Origin of the sequence: Echinimonas agarilytica, from assembly GCF_023703465.1 — a bacterium.
Classification (GTDB): domain Bacteria; phylum Pseudomonadota; class Gammaproteobacteria; order Enterobacterales; family Neiellaceae; genus Echinimonas; species Echinimonas agarilytica.
On record NZ_JAMQGP010000003.1, the window covers coordinates 641,343 to 653,794 of the forward strand.

A 12,452-nucleotide genomic window follows, 5' to 3' on the forward strand; every position below is an offset into this window, starting at 1 on the left:
AAGTTCAAATCCAATGGAATTAAAACTCAAGCATGAAGCGTATGGTGTTCTGCTCGTCAATTTAGGTACACCCGACGCGCCAACCGCGTCAGCAGTTCGACGGTACCTCAAGCAATTCCTTTCTGATCGCCGTGTGGTTGATGTGCCAAGAGCGATTTGGTGGCCCGTTTTAAATGGCATTATTTTGCCCATTCGCAGCCCCAAAGTTGCAAAAGCTTATGCCTCTATTTGGGAAGAAGATTCACCGTTAAGGTCCATTGGCCAACAACAGGCAGAACAATTAGCTTCTCGACTGATCATGGATCAGGGCTTAGACTGCCCGGTTGAGCTTGCGATGACTTACGGCCAACCCTCCATTCCGGATGGTATTGCCAATTTAATGAATAAAGGCGTGAAGCGCATTGTTGTGCTGCCTTTATATCCGCAATATTCAGCAACCACCACGGGCTCTGTGGCAGATGCCATTGCCAATGCATTACGCGATATTCGCCATATTCCTGAAATCCGCATGGTACCGCATTACTATGACCATCATCAGTACATTAAGGGACTGGCAGGTTCAGTGAAAATGTACTGGGCGCAGCATGGCCAACCCGAAAAGCTCATGATGTCGTTCCATGGCATTCCTCAACGGTATGCGCGTTTGGGCGATCCGTACCCAGATCATTGCGAAGCCACCGCAAAAGCCGTGGCAAAAGAGCTAAATTTGAGAGATGACCAATGGATTCAGACATATCAGTCAAGATTTGGTCGCGAACCTTGGTTACAGCCCTATACTGATAAGACGTTAGAAGCTCTCCCTGACAAAGGTGTTAGGTCGATTGACGTGATTTGCCCTGCATTTGCTTCAGACTGTCTTGAGACACTTGAAGAAATAGCAGAAGAAAACAGAGACATATTCATGGAAGCTGGCGGCCAACAGTATCGTTATATTCCAGCGTTGAATGCTGCTCCTTGCCACGCACGTCTTATGTCCTCACTTGTATCGGAGCAATTAAAAGGATGGTAACTCAACATGGTAGTGAGTGGACTCTATATAGCCCTTCATGGGCTACTGATGATCGCGTTGTCGATTGGCGTCATAAAACTTAGAAGAAAACACCTCATTGGAATCGGCGACGGTGACAATGAGGTGCTCGCCCGCGCTATTCGAGCGCATGCAAACTTTACTGAATACGTTCCCATCAGCTTGATCATGATAGCTGCACTTGATTTCAACGGAGCAAGTGCCCTCACGATTCATATACTTGGTGCCGCACTGTTTGTATCTCGAGCGTTACATGCAATGGCATTGCGCGGTTCAAGTGGTAAATCAAATGGTCGAGTGTTCGGGATGATGGGTACTTTTGTCGTGATCATCGCCAGCAGCGTGATGTTGATGATGCAGTTTTCGTCATGGGTCATGGCTGGCTAAGTTGTCGATACCGCTTTAGGCGTTGTTGAAGGAGCAGGTGAACCTGCTCCTTTTTTATTCGTCGCTTTCTATTCTTACGACTACTGTTGGCTTGGTCAACGAAGCTTAGCCGTGTATTGGAGATGTTCTTGTTGAATTACATAGCATTAAGTTTCTGTTCTAGCAATTCAAGCTCGCTTTGCATTGCGTCAAAGTCATATTCACTCGCATGCGCTTCGAGTTTATTCAGTGCTTGCTCTATCTCTGTCGGATAACTGTACTCGAGCAATGCTTCAATCGTGTCTGTCGCCTCAGCATCAAACTCAGCAATGTAGAGACGCAACTCTGTCAGTTTTGACTTGAGATGCGGAATACCGTCATCGTTTTTAGTGGCCGATGAGGTTTGCGCGGCGCCTAATCGCAATTCAATTTCCTGTCTTACTAGAGTCAATTCGCCTTGGCATTGTGTAAGCTGTGTTTCAATCCGCTCATGGGAATATTCAAAAGAATCCGATTCTGATTGAAGTTTGTGTGAACATGATTCCTCAAGAACTCCTGCAAGTTGTTTCAGTTGAAGTGCGCCAATATTAGCGCTATTGCCTTTGAGGGTGTGGGCCACGCGCATGGCAGTGGTCCAGTCGTTTTCGCCCCATGCCTCCCTAAAACGCTGTTCAAAGTCCTGTTGTCCCACGCTGAATTTCGCCATGAGTTTGAGCAAAAGTGCTTCGTTGCCATTACATGTGCTTAATCCTGCTTTGTGATCTAATACCTGTGAGTTGAATTCACCGGGGAGTGTTTGAGATGTCGTCTGCGGAGTCTCTTCTGCATGGGGAATTGCGTCGAGTGAAGCCTCAATCCATTTTGCCATGGTGACCACCATCAGCTCAAAATCGATCGGTTTGGATATATAGTCATTCATTTGCGCGGCGATAACTTTTTCTCGATCACCACTCATGGCATTGGCTGTCATGGCAATAATTGGAATGTCTTTGTGTTGCTCTCTGATTTTTTGCGTTGCGGTATAACCGTCCATTACAGGCATTTGAATATCCATAAGTACACCGTCATAAGCATGAGCATTCACTCGTTCAACGGCTTCTGCACCATTGTTGGCTAGATCTGCAGAGACACCAATAGAGGCTAATAATTCCATCGCTAAGTCTTGATTCAGTTCATTGTCTTCAACCAATAACACATGTGCACCGTTGAGTTTTTGCTTAGGGGACTGCAATGAATCTTCGGAACGTTCGCGAGTGGAATACAGCGCAATATTTCGACCACTAACACGCACAATTTCGTTAAAGATCGACGAGCCTGAAATTGGTTTTGATAAATAGCTGCTAATACCAGCAGACGATGATTGTTGCCTAAAGCGCTCATGTTCATAGGCCGAGACTATAATGAAATGAATAGGGTGTTGTGGCGGGGCAACTTCGCGAATGGCTGAGCACGTTTGGATGCCGTCCATATCAGGCATATTCCAGTCGACCAATGCAAAGTCAAAGGGGTGGTGGTGTTCGGTCACTATATCAACGGCCTGAGCGCCTGAATGAGCCACTGCTACGCTGCACCCGAAAGACGCCACAATAGATGCCATAATATCCGCAGAGGCCTCGTTATCATCAACAATGATAATATTCATGTCTTTTAACGATTCAGTAGTGCTCTGTTCGTGATGGGCTGAACGTGCTTGGTTGATGTTAAACCAAGCTGTAAATAGAAAGTCAGTTCCTTGACCAACTTCGCTCTCTATCCAGATTCGGCCCTCCATCATTTCTACAAGTTTTCGGCAAATCGTGAGGCCTAATCCGGTGCCCCCATATTTACGAGTTGTGGAGTTGTCGGCTTGGCTAAACGACTTAAATAGTCTTTTCTGTTGTTCCTCTGAAATACCAATACCGCTGTCTTTTACCGAAAATTTTAGTTTTGCTCGTTCAGCCTCCAAAGTCTCGAGCGATACAGAGAATACAATTTGCCCTTTGTCTGTAAACTTAATGGCATTGCTTGCCAGGTTGGTAAAAATTTGACCAAGGCGGAGTGGATCTCCCATTAAGTTCAGGGGAATATTGGAGGCGATATTAACGAGCAGTTCAACGCCTTTCTCTTTTGCTTTCAAGTCAATGAGTTGCAATTGGTTGTCTAGAATATCAGGAATGCTAATGTCCAAAATCTCCATGTTTAGCTTGCCTGCTTCAATTTTTGAAAAGTCTAGAATGTCATTAATGATTCCCAGCAGCGAAGCGGCTGCATGCGACACTTTATTTAAATAACCTTTTGTTTTTCGTGGCGGATCATTCATAAGAGCCAGATGAGTCATGCCAATGATTGCATTCATGGGAGTTCGAATTTCGTGGCTCATATTGGCTAAGAAATCTGATTTCGCTTGGTTGGCTTTATCGGCCTCTTCTTTGGCTAACTCAACTTCCGCAGTGAGCTGCTTAATTGCGCTAATGTCATAGCACCAAACGAGTACTGCGGTATTGCCATTGTATTGCGTGTAGGTGTAGTTCGATAATGCAGTAAACGTGTGGCCGCTTTGGTGCTTAAACTGTATTTCACGGTCTTCAATTTTTCCTTTTTCTTCTAGCTCTGCGTGGGTTTTATCTCGCTCATGCTGATCAACATAAACCTCGTTTACTGCCAGTCGATCAACTTGCTCTAAAGTGGTTCCAAACAGCTCTCGAAATTTAGCATTTGAAAAAACAGAACGCTTGTTTTGTACAATAGCCACTCCGATAGGAGCCGCATTAAGAATGTCATGTAGCATTTGCTCTCGTTCTTTAATCTGCGCCTCTGCATGCTCTTTGGCTCGAACTAAAGCGCGAAGCCTGCGGTTCCATACCGCTACTAACAGAACCACTAAAACAGCGGCAATTCCTATTTGCCATACCAATGCGTAGTTTGTTTTGTCGATAGCAACACTTGGGATCCAACGAGTTACGATTGCATCTTTCTGCTGTTGAGATATTTCGCCCAATGCTTTGGTCACAATAGATTGTAATTCTGGATGGGTCTTTAAGACGTAAAAAGTAGACGCAACGCTTCTATTCATGTCACCAGCGATGATGATGTTTGATAGCCCTTTGGTACGAATTTGGTAATTTAATACCAAAATGGTGTCGACCATGCCGTGGAACTTTCCGGTGGAAACGTTTTGCAGACCCTCGGCGGTGTTTGCAGGATACACCCAATTTACCTGAGGAAAGGCCTCAATAATGAATGGCGTTTGCGATGCGCCTTCAATAATACCGATGGTTTTATTGGCCAACTGAGAACGCAAATTGGTAAACCCTTGCGATTCATTCACAGCAACTGCGATTTCGCTGCGCGTCATTATGTCCGTAGGCCTGTAATCAAGCTCTAAGAGCGCATTGTCAAATGCAGCTGAAGCCATCGGCACCGCTCTACTTTCAATCAACTCGATCGACTCAGACCAATTGTTAACAATCTTTGGCTTGAAGTAGATGCCGGTAGATTTAGAGATGAGTTTAATATAGTCGCCCACAATACCCACGTAATCGCCATGCTGGTCAATTTCTTCGTAGGGCATGGAAGAGGGGTCTATGGCAATTTCCACCACCGGATTATTGGCGATCCAATCTTTTTCTTTGGTGGTTAAATTAAGCAGTACATTTGAAATTTTATTCTTATCGTATTCTTTTTTAATGGCTTCTTGTTCGGCGCTTGAAAGCCGATTAAAACTGGTGAACTCTGGAATATGAACACTGTTAATTTGTTGAGGTGTATTGGCCTCAAAATACAAGTTAATCTCGCCTACTTTTTCTTGGCTGGATTGATTAAAGAAAAAGCTTTCTTTGGACAGCATGGTTAGATGAGAGACATCTAAATGGTCGACTTTGACAAATTTATTGTCGGTCACTTGTAGCCGAACCAATACGTTGCCATGCGCCTCCGATTTGACCTCAAATGCTTTCAAGTTAGAACCGCGCTGAAACTCGCGAAGTATGTAAGCTAGATTGCCGCGGTCGTCATTAAAAATGTAGGGAGCAATGATCGAGGCGATAAGGTTGGCCCGATTGATTTGACGTGTGAAGTCGGTATGGAGGTACAGGTTGGTGAGCTTTTTATGCTCGGGACTGATCGCGAACTTTCGCAATTCAGTGTTAAATTCATCTCGAAGTCCTTTGTCCTTAAATGCAACTGAATAACCCACTGACTGAGAAAAAATAGGATGAATTTCAAAATCTTTAAGTCTCAGCTTTGTTAAGCCTGAATTGTTGATCACCCAGGTTAAAACGTCGGAGCTACCCACCACAACATCTGCCTTACCTTCAAAGAATTCGATGTAGGTTTGCTCTTGTACGGGGTATTCGGAGTATCGCTCAGTATTGACCTTGTCACGGTAGAGCGCTTCATACTCAGCCCCTAAAACTCGATGAGCCCCATCGAAACTCACCACATGATGATTCGCCAAATCTCCAACTGCATCGAGGGTAATGTCGTCAATTTTTCGGGTGACAGCAACATTGTTAAATATCGCAATATTGTCAGAGTAATATAACCCGTCATCCGCTACCGGAATCACACCTGCCGAGAAATCCAAATCAGATGTTTCGTGGAGTATTTGTTGCCCTCTAAAAGTGGGAAGTTGATCGGCTTGCTCAATACGGTACCCAATCCCTTGAAAAACACGCTTAACGATTTCGTACTCAATCCCAATTTCGGAGCTTTGATCATACATGTAAGGCGGGCGAGCGTAGCCAAATGCACCATTCACCGTTTTTTGCGAGGTGGTTTCACGAAGCCAATTTGCGGCAATTTCGTTCTGTTGCTCGATGGTAATCGTTGCCAAGGCCTTATTGATAATAGTGAGCAACAAAGGATGCTTTTTAGTCACACCTATCGATATAGGCAGGTCTATGCGCTCCGGAATAGGCGCATTGTCTTTCACGTTTGACAGCTTTAGTTTGTTCTTAATGTACATTGATGAAGATAGATCAGCGATGGTGCCATAAGCCTTGCCGAGCGATACCGCTCTCAAACACTGAGCGAGCGACTGGTATTTAAGCACGTTGATATTGGGGTAATTACTGGTAAGCCAATTTTCCACCTGGAAGCCTGAAACCACCGCAATGGTTTTACCGTTTAGATTGCGCATATCAGAAAATATTGGCGCATTGTCATTGGTGAATAAGTACTCGGAATGCTCGATATAGCTGTCGGAAAAATTAATAAAGTCAGTTTTCATTTTATCGGGGTAGATCATAGCAACCAGATCGATGTTTTTGTCGATAACACCCTGCATGGTTTTTTGCCACGACAACCCCAGTTGATACTCAAATTTGATGCCCGTTATGTTAGACACAAGGTTAAGATAGTCTCTGGCAATTCCATCGAATTCGCCAGTATCGTCTATGAAGGAATATGGATATAAATTGGGGTCGGGCGCGATTAGCAAAACTGGGTTGTTGCTAATCCATGTCAACTCTTGTTCGGTCAATTCAGTAGACTCTGTTGCTGACCAACTTGTATTGCTAAAAGTGGCTACAACAAAACTAACAATACATAAAATGGCGTAGATAGCTCTAATCATTTGAACTCTTATTGGTAAGACTCTTGAACATTACGATAAGCGGCAACGCAGCACTTATCATGAGGTTAGTTCAAATTTAAACTGGGTGAGCAGGGGAGGTTTATTACCAAGCTTTGCGCGCTTAAAACGTGTGGTTGATCACTTAGAAAACGACTGTGTTGTGTTCAATCTTGGGGTTGAACTCATCGAAACGATTGAGCGCAAGGGAGACGCGGGTGTCGAACACGAGTGTGAGCGTGTAATACGCTGGCAGATCTGCCAAAAAACAGCTTTGCTGCCTTCACACCTGTCTGGGTGTGGTTCCGTTTATGGCACAAGCTGAGCCAGAGCGAGCTTGGTCATATACCCAATCGGGTTTCGCGCGTTACGTTAAACATTAAGCCCAAAAATAAAGTGACTGTTTGATGGGTGATGAACGGAAGTTGCGCTAGCTAGATTCCTTTTATTCTTTAACATTATGAAAATAAAGTATTTATTCTTGTTGTAACGATTTCTGAACAGGCCTTTTTTGTGTTGCTGTAAATTTAACTGTTTATTGATACAGTAATTAGCATGTTCTAATGTAAGGTGGTATACAAAAGGGGAGTCGTTGAATTTTTCGCAAAATGTGGATAATGTGAGTTAATCGAAGGGATTCAGGCCGTTACACCTCCATTTCGCAGGACGCGAAAGTCATGATAGGTCTACACTGTCCGAAAACCCCCCAAATATCCATTAAGGTATACATGTCTACCTTATGTACATTATGTATACATGTGGATCTACTAAGCGTTAGTTCAACCGGGTTTGGCTTTGTTGTTGAGCTTTGAGTGTCATCACTTTCGCACTCAGCAGTTTAAAGTTTTATGAGCTAGAGCATTGCTTGTTGCAGCGATGGTTGTTTACAGTATCGGTATCGACTTCGGTTCATTACCATCATGTCTGCGGTAAACACGTTTCTGGTGGTTGTTTTGAGCTTCGGTCATTTGGCAGGGAAAGCTGAATAGGTTGGCAACATGGAACGTTCATTTGTTGTTTTGAATCCTTCCTAAAAATCCGTCTTTCTCACTTTTTAGTCGTCGTTTGGTGCCCAGTCACGCAGCCTAAAGCTGTTTGAGTTTTTGTGGTCAAACTAACAAACCAATCAAGCAGGACAAAAAACTGTTTGCTCGGTTTCGCTTCGCTACACAAGGTAGCAAACAATTTTTAGCCTCTTATTTGGGGCGTTAGTTCAACCGGGTTTGGCTTTGTTGTTGAGCTTTGAGTGTCATCACTTTCGCACTCAGCAATTTAAGGTTTTATGAGGTCAATCATTGCTTGTTGCAGCGGTGGTTGTTTACAGTATCGGTATCGACTTCGGTTCATTACCATCATGTCTGCGGTAAACACGTTTCTGGTGGTTGTTTTGAGCTTCGGTCATTTGGCAGGGAAAGCTGAATAGGTTTGCAACATGGAGCGTTCATTTGTTGTTTTGAATCCTTCCTAAAAATCCGTCTTTCCCACTTTTTCGTCGTCGTTTGGTACCCAGTCACGCAGCCTAAAGCTGTTTGAGTTTTTGTGGTCAAACTAACAAACCAATCAAGCAGGACAAAAAACTGTTTGCTCGGTTTCGCTTCGCTACACAAGTTAGCAAACAATTTTTAGCCTCTTATTTGGGGCGTTATATTTGCCTTTTATTCTATGATGATAGGTTTAATACCTAAGACCCTAAATCGCTTAGTAAAATCCATATATATAGTATCTTTTATTTTTGTAAAGCTATGGTCAATATAAACACCATCAACCTTACGCCCACGAATACGCATAAAATCACTAATAACAATTATGTTTTCATCACCATTTCTGAATGAAACATTAGTGACTTGTTTCCAATCTGTATTTACTTTTATAAAATTTATTGCGTTTTTAAGATTTTCAGCAACATAAAAAACACTTTTCATTTGCTTCTACTCCTGTGTTTAAGGCAAACATAACAATAAAATAAACGGGACGTACGCCCGTTATTTAAAAGGTTAGTTCAACCGGGTTTGGCTTTGTTGTTGAGCTTTGAGTGTCATCACTTTCGCACTCAGCAGTTTAAGGTTTTATGAGCTAGAGCATTGCTTGTTGCAGCGATGGTTGTTTACAGTATCGGTATCGACTTCGGTTCATTACCATCATGTCTGCGGTAAACACGTTTCTGGTGGTTGTTTTGAGCATGGGTCATTTGGCAGGGAAAGCTGAATAGGTTGGTAACATGGAACGTTCATTTGTTGTTTTGAATCCTTCCTAAAAATCCGTCTTTCCCACTTTTTCGTCGTCGTTTGGTGCCCAGTCACGCAGCCTAAAGCTGTTTGAGTTTTTGTGGTCAAACTAACAAACCAATCAAGCAGGACAAAAAACTGTTTGCTCGGTTTCGCTTCGCTACACAAGGTAGCAAACAATTTTTAGCCTCTTATTTGGGGCGTTAGCACTCATATGGAAATTGCATGTCATCTCTAATCTTTTACACAGATAAAGAACAAGTCTTAGTTGCAACAGACACTTTGGGGGTTTCAAGTAATGGGAAACCATTTATGTTTTCATCCAAAGCGCTATATATCCCTCATCTTAGAGCAATAATTGCGGGCACTGGAACTGGTGGTTTTTCTAATGAATGGGCTATGTATGTAACAAATAGAATGGTTGTAAAAGGTCTGCATAATTTAGATTACCACACACCAAATAATCTGAGGGAGCTTTGGGAAGAATATAAAACTCGACAATCACTACCAGCAGATTTTACAACAACCTTATATCAATTTGGGTTTTCTGAAGAAACTAATGAAGTTGTAAGTTTTGCTTACCGTTCTACAAATAACTTTGTATCAGAATCTCTAGGGTATGGAACGGCTGTAAAGCCAGAATGCACCGTTCAAGAAGGTGATTTATTGAAACTAATTCCAAGCATGATGCAAGAGCAACGAGAAATACAATCGCAAGAAACACCAGAAAATAGAATTTATATTGGTGGTGAAATATATGCTCAACACTTAACCAAAAATGGCTGTAATATATTTAAACTTGGTGAATTTCCAGACTTCAAAGAGCAAGAATCAGAGGTCTTTTCCAACTATAGCGAAAATAAGTGCTAACAAGTCGTTTAAAAGGACAAAAAACAGTTGGCTTTTGCTCCTTCGTCACTAATTTTAGCCAACAGTTTTTTGCCTCTTAACGTGGGGTTAGTTCAACCGGGTTTGGCTTTGTTGTTGAGCTTTGAGTGTCATCACTTTCGCACTCAGCAGTTTAAGGTTTTATGAGCTAGAGCATTGCTTGTTGCAGCGGTGGTTGTTTACAGTATCGGTATCGACTTCGGTTCATTACCATCATGTCTGCGGTAAACACGTTTCTGGTGGTTGTTTTGAGCATGGGTCATTTGGCAGGGAAAGCTGAATAGGTTGGCAACATGGAGCGTTCATTTGTTGTTTTGAATCCTTCCTAAAAATCCGTCTTTCCCACTTTTTCGTCGTCGTTTGGTACCCAGTCACGCAGCCTAAAGCTGTTTGAGTTTTTGTGGTCAAACTAACAAACCAATCAAGCAGGACAAAAAACTGTTTGCTCGGTTTCGCTTCGCTACACATTTTAGCAAACAATTTTTAGCCTCTTATTTGGGGCGTTAGGGCTCTAGGAGGTACTGTGGATTATCTGATACCAGAGGAATTACCATTTGAGTTTCTCAAATCTATAAATATCTTAAATGTTGAACGAGTTCCAATAGAAATTGGTGAAAATAGTAGCAAGTTAGATTGCTACAATAACGTAAAGAATTACGTGAAGTTGTTCGGAGGTGAAATAAAATTTGGCTGGTCGTTCTCACAGCTTGGCAATATTGCGTTAAAACTAAATGCGCATGCTGTAGTAGAGCTTCCTGATGGTTCATTAAAATGTGTCACACCTTCAGAGCATGATATTGTTGAAATCAATTTTTCAGTTGATAATTCTATCGCTTCGTTGATAGTAAACAATAGACTTCCAAATCGAGTATTTGCAATGGTTGCTGATAAGGTTGTAGAAGCGTTCGTCAAGCTAGAAAATCTAGATAGTAAAATGCGACTGGAAGGTAATCAGTTTGCTAGAGCCTATATTGCTGATCAAAAATATCAACTTTCAAATGATTTAATAAAGGCTTTCAATATTTATCAGTAGAAAAGCCCTAACAAGGCAATTAAACGGAACTAAAACAGTGGGTTACGTTTCGCTTCGCTCCACATTATAACCCACAGTTTTAGTCCGCTTATTGCGGTGTTAGTTCAACCGGGTTTGGCTTTGTTGTTGAGCTTTGAGTGTCATCACTTTCGCACTCAGCAATTTAAGGTTTTATGAGGTCAATCATTGCTTGTTGCAGCGGTGGTTGTTTACAGTATCGGTATCGACTTCGGTTCATTACCATCATGTCTGCGGTAAACACGTTTCTGGTGGTTGTTTTGAGCATGGGTCATTTGGCAGGGAAAGCTGAATAGGTTGGTAACATGGAACGTTCATTTGTTGTTTTGAATCCTTCCTAAAAATCCGTCTTTCCCACTTTTTAGTCGTCGTTTGGTGCCCAGTCACGCAGCCTAAAGCTGTTTGAGTTTTTGTGGTCAAACTAACAAACCAATCAAGCAGGACAAAAAACTGTTTGCTCGGTTTCGCTTCGCTACACAAGGTAGCAAACAATTTTTAGCCTCTTATTTGGGGCGTTATATGAATAAAATGTTGGGGCGTTATATGAATAAAATGAAATACTTAACGATAATCACTCTTTTAATGTTTGGCTCCATTTTCTCACCAGTAAGCGCTGGAGATTGGGAACAGGAAGTTGTTCCTGAGCGTTGCACTGTAGCTTTGAAGCAGGGCTTTTATTTGAATGATGTTGACTATGTTCCAGCATCTTTATCTATTGGTATAGTTTCTTCGAAACACCCCATGACTGACTTCATGAAGAAATTAGATCTTACACCTAATGAATATCACCTTCTCCTTCAGGTTACTGAAATTTTTGAGCGATTAGGGGGTATTAATAAGTCGGATTATGTTAATCACCCTTTAATCGTTAAAGTAGGTGATACTACCTTGAAATCCATACCATCTGGGCATGGTTCGATGTTCTTCCTCTCTGGCTTGAAGGTGGATGAAATCATGCAGCAACTCTCAGCAGGCCAGCATCTTGCTTTTTCAATAACTGAAAGTAAGTCTGGACGACAAGCTTTACATCAGATTGATGGTGTCGGATTTAGAGAAAAATATGATGTTTTGAAAGGTTGTTTTGAGAAATTCATATAACAAGCGCATCAAGTCGCCGCTGAAAAGCGCGGCTGGGACACCAAAACTACGCGGCGATTTAATTTGGTGCTTCGCCCAATTTTAACCAAATCGCCACTACGTTTCGGTGCCCCTTATGCGGGCGTTAGTTCAACCGGGTTTGGCTTTGTTGTTGAGCTTTGAGTGTCATCACTTTCGCATTCAGCAGTTTAAGGTTTTATGAGCTAGAGCATTGCTTGTTGCTGCGGTGGTTGTTTACAGTATCGG

Annotated in this window: 7 protein-coding genes; 5 read left to right on the top strand and 2 right to left on the bottom strand. The window is 42.5% G+C overall.

Features of this window, described 5'->3' with window-relative positions; translation table 11 throughout:
• Positions 1-13 precede the first annotated feature (13 nt).
• Both hemH and NAF29_RS10050 read left to right on the top strand, forming a co-directional pair.
• Positions 14-1,009 carry a ferrochelatase gene (hemH, locus tag NAF29_RS10045; RefSeq protein WP_251261414.1) on the top strand — a complete coding sequence of 332 codons (996 nt, stop codon included), beginning with the start codon at positions 14-16 and terminating at the stop codon, positions 1,007-1,009.
• A gap of 6 nt (positions 1,010-1,015) precedes the next feature.
• On the top strand, positions 1,016-1,414 hold the full coding sequence (locus NAF29_RS10050; protein WP_251261415.1) for an MAPEG family protein: 399 nt from the start codon (positions 1,016-1,018) through the stop codon (positions 1,412-1,414).
• Between the two features lie 136 nt (positions 1,415-1,550).
• On the opposite strand, the gene NAF29_RS10055 is transcribed toward NAF29_RS10050, so the two are convergent.
• Both NAF29_RS10055 and NAF29_RS10060 read right to left on the bottom strand, forming a co-directional pair.
• A complete protein-coding gene (locus tag NAF29_RS10055; protein WP_251261416.1) occupies positions 1,551-6,947 on the bottom strand; it encodes a response regulator in 5,397 nt (1,798 codons plus the stop codon).
• A 1,652-nt stretch (positions 6,948-8,599) separates the two neighbouring features.
• Positions 8,600-8,866 (bottom strand): hypothetical protein, encoded by a 267-nt coding sequence (locus tag NAF29_RS10060; RefSeq protein ID WP_251261417.1) that lies wholly within the window; start codon positions 8,864-8,866, stop codon positions 8,600-8,602.
• Between the two features lie 528 nt (positions 8,867-9,394).
• Between NAF29_RS10060 and NAF29_RS10065 the strand changes: the two genes are divergently transcribed.
• From NAF29_RS10065 to NAF29_RS10075, 3 genes are all read left to right on the top strand, one after another.
• Complete coding sequence (locus NAF29_RS10065) at positions 9,395-10,039, top strand: hypothetical protein (RefSeq protein WP_251261418.1); 645 nt, start codon at positions 9,395-9,397, stop codon at positions 10,037-10,039.
• Positions 10,040-10,580: 541 nt separating this feature from the next.
• Entirely contained in the window at positions 10,581-11,090 is a 510-nt protein-coding gene (locus tag NAF29_RS10070; protein ID WP_251261419.1) for a hypothetical protein, read from the top strand.
• A 537-nt stretch (positions 11,091-11,627) separates the two neighbouring features.
• Positions 11,628-12,206, top strand: a complete 579-nt coding sequence (locus tag NAF29_RS10075; RefSeq protein WP_251261420.1) for a hypothetical protein — start codon at positions 11,628-11,630, stop codon at positions 12,204-12,206.
• Positions 12,207-12,452 lie beyond the last annotated feature (246 nt).